Origin of the sequence: Nocardia aobensis NBRC 100429, assembly GCF_000308375.1 — a bacterium.
Taxonomy (GTDB): domain Bacteria; phylum Actinomycetota; class Actinomycetes; order Mycobacteriales; family Mycobacteriaceae; genus Nocardia; species Nocardia aobensis.
This window is the reverse complement of record NZ_BAFQ01000182.1, coordinates 1-19,271: the sequence shown is the minus strand read 5'-3', so window position 1 is coordinate 19,271 and position 19,271 is coordinate 1. Positions and strand designations below refer to the sequence as shown.

Here is a 19,271-nt window from a genome sequence, read left to right as displayed (position 1 = left end):
CATTCTTGGAATGCGCCATGATCGACTGCCCGACGGGTTCGGGGTGCGAATCGATCCTCGGGTGCGCACCTATTCCGGTGGACGGCTCTTGGTCGGCGGCTCGCCGACGAGGTTGCTGAAACTTGCTCCGGAAGCGGCCGCCCTGATCGGTGACGGGTATCTCGAAGTGACGGATCCCCAGTCCGCGGTGGTTGCCAGACGGCTGCTCGACTCCGGGGTGGCCAACCCGCGTCCGCGCCTGCTGCCCTCGCCCGAAGAGGTCACGGTCGTGGTGCCGCATTGCAACGACGCCGCGGGGCTGCAGCGGCTGCTGTCGACCCTGCGCGGGCACAGTGTGGTGGTCGTGGACGACGGTTCCGACCGGCCCGTCCGCATTCCGCGCACCGGGGGACGTTGCCGCGTCACCGTGCTGCGCCACGATTCGCGACAGGGCGTGGTCGCCGCGCGCAATGCCGGACTGCGGGCGGCGACAACGGAATTCGTCGCATTCCTGGATTCCGACGTAGTCCCGCGCGCGGGTTGGCTGGAGGTGATGCTCGGACATTTCAGCGATCCCGAGGTCGCCCTGGTCGCTCCGCGCATCGTGGCGCGCGAGCCGGATGCCAGTGTGCTCGGCCGCTACGAGAGCGCGCGGTCGTCCCTGGATTTCGGCCGCCGGGAAACCGCGGTCAGCTCGCGTGGCTCGGTGTCGTACGCGCCGGGCGCGGCACTGCTGGTGCGGCGCCACGCACTGCTGGCCGAAGGGGGATTCGACGAGCAGATGCGCTCGGCCGCCGATGTCGATCTGTGCTGGCGGCTCGAGCGCGCCGGCTGGCGGCTGCGGTACGAGCCGGCCGCGCACGTCGCCTGCGATCAACCGGCCTCGTTCGGTAAGTGGTTCTGCCGCAAGGTCTCTCACGGCGCGAGTGCGGCGCCGCTGGCCCGCCGCCACGCCGGGATGGTCGCTCCGCTGTCCGTGCCGTTCTGGACCATCGCCGCGACCGCGCTGCTGGCCACCGCGTCGCGTGCCGGAATCCTGGGCGGGCTCGCCACGCTGCTCGCCGCGCTGATCCGGCTGCGGCGGGTATTCGCGGAACTCGACAATCCGACGCGGGTGGCGGCCATCCATCTGGCCCGCGGTTTCTCCGCCGGGGTATGGCGGATCGTCTCGGCCCTGTGCCGGCACTACTGGCCGGTGACGGTGCTGGCGATGATCGCCTCCCGGCGTATCCGCCGGCTCGCGGTGGCGCTGGCGCTCGCCGACGGACTGGCCGACTGGTTCACCCATCGCGATGCCGGCGGCCTGGATCCGGTGCGATATCTGATGTGCAAGCGGCTCGACGACCTCGCCTACGGAACCGGCCTCTGGTCGGGCGCGCTGCGTGCGCGCAATGTGGCCGCGCTGCGCCCGGCCGTTCCGCGGCATTGATGGCCGGGGTCACATGTGGCCCTGATATGCCGTCTACCTCACATTTCGTGGCGATCCGGCGCCGGTGTGACCTGTCGGACAAACCGTATGCTTCGCCCATGCCCTTCCTGACCCGCCGGTACAGTGTGGGACGGGAAAGAAAGGCAAATGGTCAGCAATCTCACAGGCGATAACCGTCCCGAGGGCAGGGTCGAACCCGGGACACAGCTCGGTGCGCTGGAAGCCTATGCCGCTCAGGCCCACGGTTACCTCAGTGTCGGGGGTGATCAGCTCAATCAGCTGCCCGGATTGCTGCGTCCGCTGGTTCTGGAGTCCTGGCTGCGCAGTGTGCGCGGCGGGGTCGATCCCATGGACGTACTCGACGGCCGCGGTCTGCGCGGCGCCGATCTGCAGCGCTACCGCGACAACCATCCGATTGCCACGGTGATGCCACTGGTCGACAAGTTGCTGCTGCAGGACGCCACCGGTATCGGGCTGATCGTGGTTGTCGCCGACCAGTTCGGCCGGGTGCTCTCGGTGCACGGCAATCCCGACCGGGTCGAGGCCGCCGCCGAGGTCGGCCTGCGCGAGGGCGACGATCTGTCCGAACGCCGCATCGGTACGAATGCGGTCGGACTGGTGGTTCGTACCGGCCGCGCCACCTGGATCCACGGCCCGGAACATTTCCTGCACCGGATGCATCAGCTCACGGGAGCGGCCGCGCCCGTGCACGATCCGGACGGCCGGTTGGTCGGCGTGCTGATGATCGCCGGCGGCGTGCGCGTCGCCCGCCCGGAGATACTGGCATTGGTGAAGGCCGCCGCGACCGCGGCGGAGATGGATCTGGTGCTCGCGGCCGTGCGCACCGAACAGCGCGGCGCGGATCGTCGTGCGCCCGTGGATCATTCGTCGTCGCAGCGGACCGCCGGCCGGCTGGCGCTGGAGGTGCTGGGTCTGGGCCAGCCGCAGCTGTCGGTCGACGGCGAGCGTATCGCGTTGTCGCAGCGGCATGCCGAGATCCTGCTGTTGCTGGCCGAACATGCCGAAGGTCTGTCCGCCGATCATCTGGCACTGCTGCTCGACGACACCGACCTCGACAACGCCACCATCCGGGCCGCCATGTCGCGGCTGCGCTCGGTGGTCGGCCCGGACGTCTTCGGTTCGCGCCCGTATCGGTTGCGGGTGCCGGTGTCCACGGATGTGGAGGCGCTGCGCGCGGCGCTGGATTCGGGGGATGTGCACAGTGCGGTCCGCCATTACACCGGACCGGTGCTGCCCCGTTCGACCGCTCCCGGAGTTATAGACATCCGCGATGAATTGCGGGTGCGGCTGCGGACCGCGGTGTTACGTTCCGGTGACGCTGCGGTGCTGAGCCGGTGGACCTCGGGCGCCGAGGGCCGTGACGATGCCGCCGCGTGGGTGGCGTATCGAGCCACCGCGGATCGCGATTCTGCTCTGTATGCCCAGATCGAGGCCAAAATTCGGGTGCTCGACCGGCGGATGGGCGCCGATGCAACGCAGATGCAACGTTTCGGCTCGTAGGCTCCGCGTCTGAAAGTGTCCTGACTCACACAAACAGGTCACAGTGTGGTTTCGGGCACATCTCTGCCCGGATATCGACCGAATTGGACGCTAGTCCGAGTTTTTTTGAAGGATCTCGTTCCTTTTTATTAGTCTTCGGCCTAGTGTTCGCTGCATCGGTGGCGTAAGCCGCCACCGGCCGATGCAGGAGATGAGGCCGCGGGAGCTCGGGGCCGCGATGTTGGAGGAAGTCGAGTTCGAGGATGAGTTGGTGACCGCACCGGTTCACCGAAATTACTGAGACACAAACCATTTCGCTCTTTCACACCTTCGCGATCGCGTGAGGTGTATTCGCCGAACCAACCGTGGCAAAGCCAGGGTCCGCGTCGTCACGCGAGGCCCGGGGCTTATTTCGTGCTGCACGAAAAGCGTTCGGTCGCTGGGTATTTCGTCAATCGAGGAGGCTCTGGTGCAGGGTTCGGAGTTGAGCGGATTCGGTCCGGGGGAAAGTCACGGTGCCGAGACCACGTCGGATCCGTCGCCGTTCCCGTTGACACCGGCGCAGCTCGGAGTCTGGTACGCCCAGCTGCTCGACCCGGGAACTCCGATCAATATCGCCCAGTACGTCGACGTGCACGGCGACCTCGATGTCGAAGTCCTGCAAAAGGTCTCGGTCGACGCGGCACGGGAGTTCGGGTCCACGGTGGTGCGGCTCGGCGAAACCGACGGCGAGCCGTATCAGTGCGTGGACCCGCGGCTTCCCGTCGACATCGTGCCGGTCGATCTGCGTGATACTCCCGATCCGGTCGCCGCCGCCCACGACTGGATGCGCGCGGACTACACGCGACCGGTGGATCTGCTGACGGACCGGCTGTTCGCCGGGGCCGTGCTGCGGGTCGGCGAACGGCGATGGTTCTGGTATCTGCGCGCCCACCACATCGTTCTCGACGGATTCGGCGCCCTGACCAACACCATGCGCGTCGCCGAGCGCTACACCGCCGAACTGCGCGGCGTCGAACCCGAACCGGCCAAGGCGGGCAGCCTCGAATCGCTGGTGGAGGGCGAATACGGCTACCGCGACAGCACCCGATTCGGCTCGGACCGGCAGTACTGGGGTGAGCGGGTCCGCGATCTGGACGGCGCGACCACCCTCAACGGCCGCACCGCACCCCGTGCGGCCGGGAATCTGGTGCACGGCCGCCGCCTGCCGGACAAGGTCGTCACCCGGATGAACGACCTTGCGACAGCGCATGATTCGAGCGCGGCGGTGGTATTGCTCGCGGCCTTCGCGGCTTATCTGGCCCGGCTGACCGGACGCGACGAGGCGGTGCTGAGCCTGCCGGTCACCGCCCGCACGACCGCGGTGATGCGGCGTTCGGCCGGCATGCTCTCCAATATCGTCCCGCTGCGGCTGCAGGTCGGCGACGCCACCTGGGCGCAGCTGCTGCAACAGACCCGGGTCGAGGTCGCCGGTGCCCTGCGGCATCAGCGCTACCGGCACGAGGACATCCGCCGCGACGCCGGAATGGAAGGCCTGGCCACCCGGCGCGCGCTGTTCGGGCCGCTGGCCAACATCATGCTGTTCCGCAGCGATCTGACCCTGGGCGATACCGCCGGCCGCTATCACGTGCTCTCGACCGGGCCGGTCGAGGATATGAGCCTCAACGTCTACTACGGCGACAGCGACCGTGTGCACGTGGACTTCGAGGCCAACCCGAATCTGTACGGCGCCGACGACATCGCCCGCCATCACGCGCGCTTCGTCCGGTTCCTCGAGCGGCTGGTCGACCTCGATCCCGAGCGGCCGCTGTCGTCGGTGGCGGTCACCACCGATCTGGAGCGCGAGGTCAGCCTCCGGATCTGGAATGCCACCGAGGTGGACATCACCGAGTCGGCGGGGGCGGACGCGACCCTGGTGTCGATGTTCGAGCGTCAGGTCGCGCGGACCCCGGAGGCCGTCGCACTGCGCGGCACGCGGACCCTCGGCTACGCCGGATTCGCGGCCGAGGTCAACCGGCTCGCGCGCCACCTGATCGCGCGCGGCGCCGGGCCGGAAACCACGGTGGCACTGCATATTCGGCGTTCACCGGAGCTCGTGGTCGCGATGTACGCGGTGCTGGCGGCCGGTGCGGCGTATGTGCCGCTGGACCCCGATCATCCCGCCGAACGCATCGGGTACGTGCTCGAGACCGCGAAGCCGGTCTGCGTGCTGACCACCGTCGCCGATCACGGTGACGGCGACACCCGATGGATCGACATCGACGCACTGGACCTGTCGGCGCTGTCCGATCGGCCGGTTACCGACGCCGAGCGCGTCTCGCCGCTGCGGCCGCAGCATCCCGCGTACGTCATCTTCACCTCGGGCTCCACCGGACGGCCGAAGGGCGTCGCGGTCCCCCACGCCGCGATCGTCAACCGGCTGGTCTGGATGCAGAGCGCCTACCGGCTCACCGCCGCCGACGTCGTATTGCAGAAGACCCCGGCCACCTTCGACGTGTCGGTGTGGGAGTTCTTCTGGCCGTTGCAGGCCGGGGCGAGCCTGGTGCTGGCCTCGCCCGACGGGCATCGCGATCCGGCCTATCTGCGTGCGGCGATCGCCGAATTCGGCGTCACCATCGCGCATTTCGTGCCCTCGATGCTCGCCGCGTTCCTCGGCGGCGTGGTCGACGGCTCCGCGTTGGGCTCGCTGCGGGCGGTGTTCGCATCGGGTGAGGCGTTGCCCGGGCCGCTGGCGCAGCGACTGCTCGCCGTCGCGCCGCGCGCGCGGCTGCACAATCTGTACGGTCCCACCGAGGCGGCGGTCGATGTCACCGCGCATCAGGTGGGCCCGCTCGATACCACCGGTGTGCCGATCGGCGCACCGGTCTTCAACACCCGGCTGTACGTGCTCGACGCACGGTTACGGCCGGTGCCCGTCGGCGTTCCGGGTGAGCTGTATCTGTCGGGGGTTCAGCTCGCCCGGGGCTACGTCGGGAGGCCGGAGCTGACCGCCGAACGGTTCGTCGCCGATCCGTTCGCGGACAGTGAATCGGAGGCCGGCCCCGGGGCACGGATGTATCGCACCGGGGACCTGGTCCGCTGGACCGCCGACGGCGAACTCGACTATCTCGGCCGCACCGATTTCCAGGTCAAGCTGCGCGGACTGCGGATCGAACTCGGCGAGATCGAAGCGGTGCTCGGCGCGGTGCCCGGGGTCGCGCGCGCGGTGGTCGTGGTGCGCGACGATGCCGGGACCGGTGCGCAACTGGTCGCCTATCTGGTCGAAACCACCGCCGGCGCGGTCGACGTGGCGCGGGTGCGCAGCGCGGCCACGCGGGAATTGCCCGGTTATATGGCGCCGGCGGCCTATGTGATGCTCGCATCGCTGCCGGTCAACGCCTCCGGCAAACTCGATCGGGCCGCGCTGCCCGCGCCCGAGCGGACCGCCGGACGGTACCGCCGGCCGCAGTCGGTCTCGGAACGGGCCGTCGCCGAGGTGTTCGGTGAGGTGCTCGGCCGTGAACGCATCGGACTCGACGACGATTTCTTCGCCCTGGGTGGCAATTCGCTGGTCGCGACGCAGGTGGCGGCGCGACTGAACGCCGATCTCGGCTGCGCCCTCGGTGTGCGGGAACTGTTCGAGGCCACCACGGTCGAGGCGCTCGCCGAGCTGATCGACCGCGCCTTCGAAACCGAGGACATGCACGAGAGCGCGGGTCCGGTCGCGGGGCCGCGTCCGCGGGTGCTGCCGCTCTCGCCCGCGCAGCAGCGCATCTGGTTCCTCAACCGGTTCGAGCAGGACAGCGCCGGCTACAACATGCCGTTCGTGGTCCGGATGACCGGTGCGGTCGATACCGATGCCCTGCGCTCGGCCCTCGCCGATGTGGTGGCCCGGCACGAGGTGCTGCGCACGGTCTTTCCCGCGGACGACGACCTCGTGGCGCGGCAGCATATTCTTCCCGCCGAGCACGTGGGCCCGGAAACCTTCGCGGTGGAAACCGTTGCCGCGGAGGGGCTCGACGCCGAGCTGGCCCGGCTGGCCGCGCGCGGCTTCGATCTGGCCGCCGAAATCCCGTTGCGTGCGGTGATTTTCGAGCTGTCCGCCGACGATGTCGCGTTGGCGATCGTGCTGCACCACATCGCCGCGGACGGACTGTCGCTGCCGGTGCTGGCGCGGGATGTGGCCGCGGCCTACACCCTGCGCCGGTCGGGAGTCGACGCCGTCGAGACGCCGCCGGCGGTGCAGTACGCCGATTACGCACTGTGGCAACGGGATCGGCTGGGTGATTCCGAAGATCCCGATTCCCTGGCCGCCCAGCAGCTCGGCTACTGGTCGCACACGCTGGCGGGAATTCCCGACCAGCTGGACCTGCCCGCCGATCGGCCGCGGCCCGCGGTGGCCGGCGGCCGGGGTGCCACCTACCGCTTCGACCTGCCCGCGCACCTGCACGCGGCGATCGCCGAACTCGCCCGCGCCCAGGGCGTTTCGACCTTCATGGTGCTGCACGGCGCGCTGGCCGCGCTGCTCGCACGCGTCTCGGGTGGTGAGGACATCGTGATCGGAACCCCGGTCGCCGGTCGCGGTCACCGCGAACTCGACGATCTGATCGGCATGTTCGTCAACACGCTGGTGCTGCGCACCCGAGTGGCGGCCGACGAACCGTTCACCGCTCTGCTGCAACGGGTCCGGGCCGTGGACCTGGGTGCCTTCGCCCACGCCGATCTGCCCTTCGAACAGTTGGTGGAGGCGCTCAATCCGGTCCGATCGCAGGCCCGGCATCCGTTGTTCCAGGTGATGCTGGGTGTGGCCGACACTCAGGACATCGCCGTCGAGTTACCCGGATTGTCCGTGCGGACGAGTACCCTGGACACGGCGGTGACCAAGTTCGACCTTCAACTGACGGTCACCGAAAGCTTCGCCGGTGCCGGTCCCGGGGAAGGTCCGGCACCGGCGGGGATCACGGCGGAGTTCACCTACGCCACAGATCTTTTCGAGCCGGACACCATCGCGGGCTATGCGCGATGGTGGCGGCAACTGCTCGCCCATGCGGTCGCCGAGCCCACCCGCGCGGTGGGGCAGCTGCCGCTGCTCGATGCGGCCGAGCTGCGGCGCGCGATCGAATCCGGCCGTCGCGGCGCCGAGGAATCCGCCCCCGGCGTGCTCACCGCATTCGAGCGGCAGGTGCTCCTGCGACCCGACGCGGTCGCAGTGGTCGACGGCGAGCGGCACTACACCTATGCCGAGCTGTCGGCCCGGATCAACCGCCTGGCGCGGCATCTCGTCGGCGCGGGCGTCGGCCCGGAATCGCTGGTCGTCCTGGGTATGCGCCGGTCCGCCGAGCTGGTGATCGGCGCCTACGCCGTACTGGCCGCCGGCGGTGCGTACGTGCCGGTCGACCCGGATCAGCCGACCGCCCGATTGCGGCAGATGGCCGAGACCGCCGCGCCGGTGTGCATGCTGACCGCAGGTGACTCGCCCGATCTCGACGTCCGGCAGATCGCGATCGATGCGCTCGAATTGGACGGCCTGTCCGATCGCCCGCTCACCGACGCCGACCGGCTCGCCCCGGTGCGCTCGGCCGCCACCGCGTACGTCATCTTCACCTCCGGGTCCACCGGGGCACCGAAAGGTGTTGCCGTCCAGCGTAGTTCGCTCGACAACCAGATCGCATGGATCACCGCCGAGTACGGAATCGGCGAGCGGGACGTGGTGCTGTTCAAGACCCCGGCCACCTTCGACGTCTCGGTGTGGGAGCTGTTCGCGCCGCTGAGCAGCGGAGCGCGGCTCGTGGTGGCCACCCCGGACGGGCACCGAGACACCGCCTATCTGGCGGCGACGATCGCCCGGCACGCCGTGACCATGACCTCGTTCGTACCGTCGATGCTGGCGACCTTCGCGACCACCGTGGCGCCGGCCGATATTCGCACGCTGCGTTGTGTTCTCGTCGCCGGGGAGGCGCTCAACGGTGCGGCGGTGCGCGCGTTCGCCGCGGTGAGCGATGCCGCGGTACACAATCTGTACGGGCCTACGGAATTCACCGTGCACGCCACCCACGCCCCGATCACCCCCGGCCACACCGGCCCGGCGCCGATCGGTAAACCGGTGCGCGACAGTCGTATTCTGGTGCTCGACAGGCAATTGCGGCCGGTCCCCGATCTGGTGATCGGCGAGCTGTATCTGTCCGGTGCGCAGGTCGCCCGCGGTTACCAGGGGCGGACCGGCGCGACCGCCCAGCGATTCGTGGCCGATCCGTTCGGACCCGCCGGCGCACGCATGTACCGCACCGGTGACCTGGTACGCCGTCTGCGCACCGGGGAACTGGAATATCTGGGGCGCAGCGACTTCCAGGTGAAGGTGCGGGGCCAGCGTATCGAATTGGGCGAGATCGAGGCGGCCCTGCTGGCCACGCCGGGTATCGACGCCGCCGCGGTGCGGGTGTACCGGCATCGGGCCGGTGATCTGCTGGTGGCGTATGTCGTGTGCGACGGCGATCCGCAGACCCTCGCCGAGAGCCGGCTGCGGGATCGGTTGCCCTCGTACATGGTGCCGAGCGTGTACGTCGCGCTGGCGGCCATGCCGCTCACGGCCTCCGGCAAACTCGATCGCGCGGCCCTGCCCGATCCCGTGCTGGCCGCCGAACGGTTCCGGGCGCCGGAGAGCGCCGAGGAGAAGGCGGTCGCGGCGGTCTTCGCCGGTGTGCTGGGTGCCGAACAGGTCGGACTCGACGACGACTTCTTCGCCCTCGGCGGCAATTCGCTGGTGGCCACCCAGGTTTCGGCACGGCTGGCCGAGACGCTGGACCGCGAGGTCCCGGTGCGCCTGCTGTTCGAGAATCCGGGCGTCGCGAAACTCGCTCGGCGACTGCGGGATTCGGCCCCGCGCCGCCACCTCGCGCTGATCGCCGGGCCGCGGCCGCAATCGCTGCCGCTGTCCTACGCGCAGCAGCGCATGTGGTTCCGCAACCAGTTCGACACCGAATCGGCGGTCGACAATCTGACCACCGCCATCCGGCTGCACGGGACGTTGGACATCACCGCACTCGCCGCGGCGGTGCGCGATGTGCTGGCACGGCACGAGGCCCTGCGGACCCGCTATCCCGCCGTCGACGGGGTGCCCTTCCAGGACGTGCTCGATCCGGCGGACGTGGTGATCGACCTGACGCCGCAGCCGGTGCGCGAGGACGAATTCGCGCAGCGTCTGCGGGCCGAGGCGGCCGTCGCCTTCGTGGTGCGCGATCAGGCGCCGATCCGGACGGCACTGCTGCGCTGCGCCGCCGACGTGCACGTACTCGTCGTCTCGATTCACCACATCGCGGCGGACGGCTGGTCGATCGCGCCGCTGACGCGGGATCTGATGCAGGCTTACGCCGCGCGTACGGCGGGTCGGGCACCGCAGTGGCCGGCGCTGCCGGTGCAGTACGCCGACTACGCGCTCTGGCAGCGGGCCGTGCTGGGCTCCGAAGACGATCCGAATTCGCCCATCGCCGAGCAGATCCGGTTCTGGGCAGCCGAACTGGCGGGACTGCCCGATGTGCTGGCCCTGCCGGGCGATCGGCCGCGGCCGGCGACGGCGACGGGCCGCGGTGCCCGGTACCGCTTCGCGCTGCCCGCCGAGACCGTCTCCGCGCTGCGGACCCACGCCGAGCGGACCGGCGCCACCTTCTTCATGGCGCTGCACGCCGCCTTCGCGGTGGTCCTGGCGAAACTGTCCGGGCAGCGCGATATCGCGATCGGTACGCCGATCGCCGGGCGGGGTGAGGCCGCGCTCGACGATCTGGTCGGCATGTTCGTCAATACGCTGGTGCTGCGCGCCGACGTCGCGCCCGAGTCCTCGTTCGCCGCACTGCTCGACACGGTGCGCGACGGCGACCTGCGCGCCTTCGCCCACCGCGACGTCCCGTTCGAGCGTCTGGTCGAGGTGCTGAACCCGATGCGTTCGGCGGCCCGGCATCCGCTGTTCCAGGTGATGCTGGATCTGCGCCAGGCCGCCGCCGGTGCACCGCGGCTGCCCGGCCTGCGCGCGAGGACACTCGAACTCGATTCCGGCACAGCCAAATTCGACCTGCACCTGACCGCCGAGGAACAGGCCGACGGCAGCCTGGCAGCGGTCTTCGAATATGCGACGGACCTGTTCGACGAGCCCACGATCGCGGGATTCGCGCGCCGGTTCCGGCTGGTACTCGAAGCCTTGGTCGCGCAGCCGGAACGGCCGGTCGGCGATATCGAACCGATGTCGGCAGCCGAACGCGAACAGACCCTGGTGACGTGGAACGACACCGCGCACGAGGTGCCGGCGACCACGCTGGCCGATCTGTTCGCCGAGCGGGCGCGCCGCAGCCCGGACGCCGTCGCCGTGCGTTTCGAGGGCACCCAATGGACCTACGCCGAGATCGCGGCGCGGGTGAATCGATTGGCGCGGCTGCTGGTGTCGATCGGCGTCGGCCCCGGGCGCACCGTGGCACTGGGTATCCGCCGCAGCGACGACCTGGTGGTCGCCATGTACGCGGTGGTCGCCGCGGGCGCGGCCTACGTACCGCTCGACCCCGACCACCCGGCCCACCGCACCGGTGACGTCCTGCGCACCGCGCGACCGGTGTGCGTCCTGACCCGCTCCACCGACGGACTCGATCTCGATACCAGCGGTCTGGTCAGTCACTGCGCCATCCTGGACATCGACCTGTTCGACACCGGCGACTACTCGTCGGCGCCGCTCACCGACGCCGACCGCCTGCGACCGCTGCTGCCCGGCCATCCCGCCTACGTCCTGTTCACCTCCGGGTCGACGGGCCGGCCCAAGGGTGTGGCGGTGAGTCACCGGGCGATCGTGAACCGGCTGGTGTGGATGCAGTCGGAATACGAACTGACCGCCTGCGATGTCGTACTGCAGAAGACTCCGGCGACCTTCGATGTGTCGGTGTGGGAGTTCTTCTGGCCGTTGCAGGTCGGCGCCCGGCTCGTGGTGGCCCGGCCCGACGGCCATCGCGACCCCGCCTACCTCGCCGAAGTGATTCGCGCCGAACATGTTTCGGTAGCGCATTTCGTGCCCTCGATGCTCGCGGTGTTCCTCGCGCACGCGCGGCCGGGGTCACTCCGGACGGTGTTCGCCTCCGGTGAGGCGCTGCCGGCGGAGGTCGCGCAGCGCGTGCGGGCGGCGACCGGCGCGCGACTGCACAACCTCTACGGGCCGACCGAGGCCGCGGTCGACGTCACTCACCACGAGGTCGTCGACACCGACACCACGGCCGTGCCGATCGGCCGCCCGGTGTTCAACACCCGGCTGTACGTACTGGACGCGCGGTTGCGCCCGGTGCCGGTCGGCGTCGCCGGTGAGCTGTATCTGGCCGGCTCGCAGCTGGCCGAAGGGTACGTCGGGCGCCCCGACATCACCGCCGAGCGTTTCGTGGCCGATCCGTTCGGCGCCGGGGAGCGGCTCTACCGCACCGGCGACCTGGTCGCGTGGAATCCTCGCGGTGAACTGGAGTACTTGGGCCGCATCGACTTTCAGGTCAAGGTGCGTGGCCTGCGCATCGAATTGGGTGAGATCGAAGCGGCGCTCACCGCGGTGCCGGAGATCGATCGTGCCGTGGTGGTCGTCCGCCCCGACCCGCAGACCGGCGACCGGCTGGTCGCGTACCTGCTGCCCGCCGAGGGCGCCGGCATCGATGTCGACGCGGTGAAGGCCGCACTGGCGCGGCGACTGCCGGCCTATATGCTCCCGGCGGCGTACGTCGTCCTCGAGGCGTTCCCGCTCAACGGCTCCGGCAAGCTGGACCGCGGCGCCCTGCCCGATCCGGTCTGGCAGGCGCGCGAATACCACGCACCGGCGACGGCGGCCGAAGCCGTTGTCGCCGAGGTCTTCGCGGAGGTGCTCGGCGCCGAGCGCGTGGGCCGCGACGACGACTTCTTCGACCTCGGCGGCAATTCGCTGCTCGCCACCCAGGTGCTGGCCCGCATCGGCGCCGCGCTGGACACCCAGCTGCCGGTTCGCCTGCTGTTCGAGGCCACCACGGTGGCCGAGCTGGCGGCGCGCGCCGAGCTGCTGGCCGGTACCGGTGCGCGCGCCCCGCTGACCGCGCGCACGCTCCCGGAGCAGGTGCCGCTCTCGGCGGCGCAGCGGCGGATCTGGTTCCTCAACCGCTACCGCGCCGACGAACGGGCGGCGGCCGCGGTCGACGTCATCCCGCTGGCACTGCGGTTGCGCGGAGACCTGGATGTCGACGCCCTGCGCGCGGCCCTGGCCGATGTCGTCGAGCGGCACGAGACGCTGCGCACCCGCTACCCCGATACCGCGGACGGGCCGGTGCAGGTCGTCGAGCCCGCCGCGGCGCACATCCCGGCGTTGCGCGTGGCCGCGGTGAGCGAGCAGACGCTGGCCGAGCGCATCGCCGGGATCTGCGCCACCGACTTCGATCTCACCGCCGAGACCGGCTTGCGCGCCGAGCTTTTCGCGCTGTCCGGCGATCATCACGTACTGCTGCTGGTCCTGCACCACATCTGCGCCGACGGCCTTTCCCTGGCCCCCCTGGCCGCCGATGTGACGACCGCATACGCCGCACGCCGCTCCGGGCACGCACCCGGCTGGCAGGACCTGCCGGTGCGGTACCGCGACTACACGCTGTGGCAGGCGGAGGTCCTCGGCGATCCGGCCGATCCGGAATCCGAACTGTCCCGCCAGCGCGAATTCTGGCGCACCCGCCTGGCCGGGCTGCCGGAACAGCTGGAACTGCCCACCGACCGTCCGCGTCCGGCGACGCCGTCGTATCGCGGCGGCAGCCACCACTTCCAGATCGACTCCGATCTGCACAGCGAACTGGGCGAACTCGCCCGCAAACACGAGACCACCCTGTTCAGCACGGTGCATGCCGCGCTGGCGGTACTGCTGTCGCGGATGTCGGGCACCTCCGACATCGCGATCGGCACCCCGGTGGCCGGGCGTGGCGAGGCCGCGCTGGATCCGATGGTCGGCATGTTCGTCAACACCATCGTGTTGCGCAGCGAGATCGACAGTCGCGAGCACTTCCACACGGTGCTCGATACCGTTCGCGCCCAGGATATTTCGTCCCTGTCACAGGTCGACGTGCCGTTCGAGCAGGTGGTGGAGATGCTGGCGCCGGCCCGCACCGCGAGCCGCCATCCGCTGTTCCAGGTGGCGCTGACCTTCCAGAACTTCACCCTGCCCGAGGTCGAACTGCCGGGACTGCACGTCACGCCCGAGCCGGTCGACGCGGCGGCGGTCGCGTTCGACCTGCAGTTCACGCTGGTCGAGGCCATCGACGACGACGGCCGCGCGGGCGGAATGTCGGTCGAGATAACCTATGCCACAGACCTTTTCGACGCGGCGACGATCGCGGAGCTGGCGCGGCGCTTCGAGCAGGTACTGGCCGCGGTCAGCCACGATCACACCGTCGTGGTCGGCGACATCCAGTTGCTCAGCGCCGAGGAACAGCATCGCGCGCTGTACGAATGGTCCGTGAGCGGCGCCGACCGTGCCGAAACGACCACCATCGCCACGCGTTTCGCGGCGGCCGCGCACGCCGATCGAACGGCGATCGCGGTGCGCGCCGGCGACGCCACCCTCACCTACGGCGAACTCGCGGACCGGGCCCACGGCCTCGCGCGGCGCCTGATCGCGGCCGGCGCCGGTCCGGAAACGCTGGTGGCCGTGGCGCTTCCGCGATCTGCGGATCTGATCGTCGCACTGCTCGCGGTCGTCGAATCCGGCGCCGGCTATCTGCCGATCGATCCGGATTACCCCGCCGACCGGATCGAGTACATCCTCGGCGACGCCCGGCCGGTGTGCGCGATCACCGATGCGGACGGCGCGGCCCGGCGCTGGTTCGACGGCCCGGTGATCGACCTGGACACCGTGTCCTGGCAGGAGCTGGACAGCGCGCCGATCACGGATGCCGACCGCCGCTCGCCGCTGCGCCCGGACAACACCGCCTACGTGATCTACACCTCCGGTTCCACCGGCCGTCCCAAGGGTGTGCAGGTGCCACACGCCAATGTGATTCGGCTGCTGGACAATTCCCGCGAGCGATTCCACTTCGACCGCTCCGATGTGTGGACACTGTTCCACTCCTACGCCTTCGACTTCTCGGTGTGGGAGCTGTGGGGTGCGCTGCTGCACGGCGGCCGGATCGTCGTCGTCGACTACTTCACCTCCCGGTCGCCGCAGCAGTTCCGGGATCTGTTGATCGACGAGGGCGTGACGGTCCTCAACCAGACGCCCTCGGCGTTCTACCAGCTGATGAGCGCGGATCTGGCCGAAGACCCGGCCGACTATCGCCTGCGCTACGTGATCTTCGGCGGCGAAGCGCTGGAGCCGGCGCGGCTGCGGGACTGGCCGGCGCGGTATCCGCACACACCGCGGCTGATCAATATGTACGGCATCACCGAGACCACGGTGCACGTGTCGTTCCGGCCGATCGACGCGCGCACCGGCGCGGCCGGCGTGATCGGTGGCGCCCTGCCGGGTCTGACCGTGCGGCTGCTCGATTCCCGGCTGCGGCCGGTCCCGGTGGGCGTGCCGGGCGAGATCTACGTCTCCGGCGGACAGCTCGCCCGCGGATATCTGCGGCGGCCCGGCCTGACCGCCGGGCGATTCGTGGCCGACCCCTACGGGACGGCGGGTTCGCTCGCCTACCGCTCCGGCGACCTGGCGCGGTGGACCGCGACCGGTGACCTCGAATATCTGGGTCGCGCCGACCATCAGGTGAACCTGCGCGGCTTCCGGGTCGAACTCGGCGAGATCGAGGCCGCCCTGCTGGCCGTGGATTCGGTGGCGCAGGCCGCGGTCGTGGTGCGCGCGGACGAGGGAGCCGAAGCCCGGATCGTCGGATATGTGGTCGGTGCCGGCCTCGACGTGCTGTCGGTGCGTCGCACGGTGGCCGAGCGGCTGCCCGAGCACATGGTTCCCGCGGCCGTGGTCGCGGTGGATCGAATTCCGTTGACCGTCAACGGAAAACTCGATGTGCGCGCCTTGCCGGCGCCGGTGTTCGAGACGGTCGGCTACCGCCGGCCGACGAGCGCCGCCGAGCAGATCGTGGCGGATGTGTTCAGCGAGGTGCTCGGCGATATCGATACCGAACGCGCGGTGGGTGCCGACGACGACTTCTTCGCTCTCGGCGGCAGCTCGCTCTCGGCGGCCAAGGCCGTCGCCCGTATCGGCGCGGCGCTCGGTGTGAGCGTCCCGGTGCGCACACTGTTCGAGAATCCGCGGGTCGCCGACCTCGCGGTGGCGGCGCTGTCCGGCGGCGCCCGGCCCGCGTTGGTCGCCGGTGAGCGTCCGGCTCGGCTGCCGCTCTCGCCGGCCCAGCAGCGGATGTGGTTCCTCAACCGCTTCGACCGCACGTCGGCCGCCTACAACATTCCGCTGGCACTGCGCCTGTCCGGCGACCTGGACCGGCAGGCTCTCGGTGCGGCGCTGCGCGATGTGGTGGCCCGGCACGAATCGCTGCGCACCGTCTACCCCGAGATCGGCGGCGAACCGGCCCAGGTGATCCTGCCGGCGGAACGGGTCCGGATCGACGCGACCGCCGAACCGGTCACCGAAGACACACTGCCGCAACGCGTCCGGGATCTGTTCGGCACCGGATTCGACGTCACCGCCGACGTGCCCGTGCGGGTGCGGATGTTCGAACTCGCCCCGGACGAACATGTGCTGGCGGCGGTGCTGCATCACATCTGCGCCGACGGCTCCTCGATCGTGCCGTTCGTCGCCGATCTGATGCGCGCCTACGAGGCCCGGGCCCGCTCCGACCGGCCCGGCTGGTCGCCGCTGCCGGTGCAGTACGCCGACTACGCCCTGTGGCAGAAGCGCCTGCTGGGCGCCGAGGACGATGCCGAGTCGGTGGCCGCCCGGCAGATCGCGTTCTGGCGTGCAACATTGGCCGGCCTGCCGGATCAGCTCGATCTGCCGACCGACCGGCCCCGCCCGGCCCGCCAGAGCCTGCACGGTCGCCGCGTCGCGTTCGCCGTCGACGCCGAATTGCACCGGCGGCTGGCCGGATTGGGCCGTGGCGCCGGCGCCACGGTGTTCATGGTCGTGCACGCGGCCTTCGCGGCGGTGCTGGCCCGGCTGTGCGACACCGGCGACATCGCGGTGGGCACGCCCGTCGCGGGGCGCAACGACGCCGCGCTGGACGAGGTCATCGGCATGTTCGTCAATACCGTGGTGTTGCGGACCGCGGTCGATGTGGACGCCTCCTTCGACACGCTGCTCGACGCCGTACGGGCAGCCGATATCGCCGCCCTCTCGCATACCGACGTGCCGTTCGAACGCCTCGTCGAGGTGTTGAATCCGCGTCGCTCGACCGCCCGGCATCCGCTGGTGCAGGTGGGCCTGTCGTTCCAGAACCACGATCGCGCCACCCTGCGACTACCGGGCCTGACCGTCACCGAGGTCGAATCCGACAGTGCGATCGCGCAATTCGATCTGCATCTGTTCGCCGTCGACCACCACACCGAGACCGGGACACCGGCGGGTATCGAGCTGGCACTCGGCTACGCGACCGATCTGTTCACCGCCGAGACCGCCGAGCGGATCGCCGACCAGGTGAGCCGGGTCCTGCACACGGTGGCCGCCGCCCCCGCGACCCGGATCCGCGATCTGGATCTGCTCGGCGAACAGCAGTACCGGTTCGTGATCGAGGACTGCAACCGGACGGCGCGGGAAATCCCCGAGGCGACGCTGGTGGATCTGGTCGACGCGCGGGTCGCCGCGGATCCCGCGGCGGTGGCGCTGATCGACGAGAGCGGCGCCGAACTGAGCTATCGCGAATTCGACACCCGGGTCAACCGGCTGGCCCGCCACCTCATCGGCCTCGGTGTGCGTCCGGAGGCGAATGTGGTGCTGGCGCTGCGCCGTTCGGTCGATCTGGTGATCGCCATGTTCGCGGTGGCCAAGGCCGGTGGCGCCTATGTGCCGATCGATCCCGGCCATCCGGCCGACCGGATCGCGCATATCGTCGAGACCGCGCGGCCGGTGTGCGTGCTGGGCAGCGATGCGGTGGCGGGGATACCTGACGGCATCGCGGTGGTGGATCCCGGCACGGATCTGTCGGACCAGCCGGGAACGCCGATCACCGCTGCCGACCGGGTCGCGCCGCTGCGGCCGTCGAACACCGCGTATGTCGTATTCACCTCCGGCTCCACCGGACGCCCCAAGGGCGTGGCGGTCTCGCACGGCGCCATCGTCAATCAATTGCTGTGGCTGCGAGCCGAATTCGGCATCGACGGGACCGATCGCACGCTGCTCAAGACGCCCGCGACCTTCGACCTCTCGGTGTGGGAGTTCTGGTCCGTGCTGGTCAGCGGCGGAGCCCTGGTGATCAGTGAGCCGGGCAGCGAACGCGATCCCGACCACCTGCGCGAGCTCATGCGGCGGCACCGGGTCAGCGTGCTGTTCACCGTGCCCTCGCTGCTGGGCATGCTGCTGGCCGACGAAACCGTCCTGCCGCAGACGCTGCGGGCCGTCCTCGCGATCGGTGAGACGCTGCCGCAGTCGACGGCGCGGCAGTTCGCAAGCCGCAGCGAGGCAACGCTGTTCAATCTGTACGGCCCCACCGAAACCGCCGTGTCGATCACCTCGCACCGGGTCGGCGCCGATCCGGAGCCGGTGGTGCCGATCGGCGCACCGGTCTGGAACAGCCGGGCCCATGTGCTCGATCGGCGGCTGCGGCCGGTTCCGTCGGGTGTGCCCGGCGAGCTGTATCTGGCCGGTGACCAGCTGGCCCGCGGCTATCAGGAACACCCGGCGCTCACCGCGGGGCGTTTCGTCGCCGATCCGTTCCACGGTGGCCGCATGTACCGCACGGGCGATATCGTGCGCCGCCGGACCGACGGGCTGCTCGAATATCTGGAGCGGGCCGACTTCCAGGTCAAGATCGGCGGTTTCCGGATCGAACTCGGCGACGTGGAGGCCGCTCTGCTGCGCCGGCCCGGCGTCGAGGCCGCGGTCGCGGTGGCCCGCACGGACGGTAGCGCCGGACCGCGCCTGATCGCCTACGCCGCGGTACCCGGCGCGGATGTCGACGCGAACACGCTGCGCGAGGCGCTCGGCAGCGAACTGCCGAAGTACATGGTGCCGGCGGCCGTGGTGGTGCTGGACGCGCTGCCGCTCACGGCCAACGGCAAGGTCGACCGCGATCGGCTGCCCGCCCCGGTGCTGTCCGAGGCCGAATTCCGGGCACCGGGCACCGATACCGAACGCCTGGTGGCAGCGGAATTCGCCGATATCGTCGGACGGCCGGCCGACGGCGAGTCGCCGATCGGCGCCGGCACCGACTTCTTCGAACTCGGCGGCAACTCGCTCGCGGCCGCCCGCCTGGCCGCGCGGCTCGGTGCGGCCTCGGGCGTGCGGGTGCCGGTGGCCGCGGTGTTC

General features: G+C 70.1%; 3 protein-coding genes. All 3 read left to right on the top strand.

Features of this window, described 5'->3' with window-relative positions; translation table 11 throughout:
* The first annotated feature begins 10 nt into the window (after window positions 1-10).
* Window positions 11-1,408 carry a mycofactocin biosynthesis glycosyltransferase MftF gene (gene mftF, locus RJ03_RS23660; protein WP_036505804.1) on the top strand — a complete coding sequence of 466 codons (1,398 nt, stop codon included), beginning with the start codon at window positions 11-13 and terminating at the stop codon, window positions 1,406-1,408.
* Window positions 1,409-1,555: 147 nt separating this feature from the next.
* Window positions 1,556-2,929: a GAF domain-containing protein gene (locus RJ03_RS23655; protein WP_036505803.1), complete on the top strand. Its 1,374-nt coding sequence runs from the start codon at window positions 1,556-1,558 to the stop codon at window positions 2,927-2,929.
* A 448-nt stretch (window positions 2,930-3,377) separates the two neighbouring features.
* A partial coding sequence (locus tag RJ03_RS23650; RefSeq protein ID WP_051025178.1) for a non-ribosomal peptide synthase/polyketide synthase occupies window positions 3,378-19,271 on the top strand: 15,894 nt, incomplete at its 3' end.

Excerpts from the sequence above, each read along its gene's own strand:
- mftF (WP_036505804.1), top strand. The coding sequence starts at position 11 with ATGCGCCATGATCGACTGCCCGACGGGTTCGGGGTGCGAATCGATCCT.
- RJ03_RS23655 (WP_036505803.1), top strand. The coding sequence starts at position 1,556 with ATGGTCAGCAATCTCACAGGCGATAACCGTCCCGAGGGCAGGGTCGAA.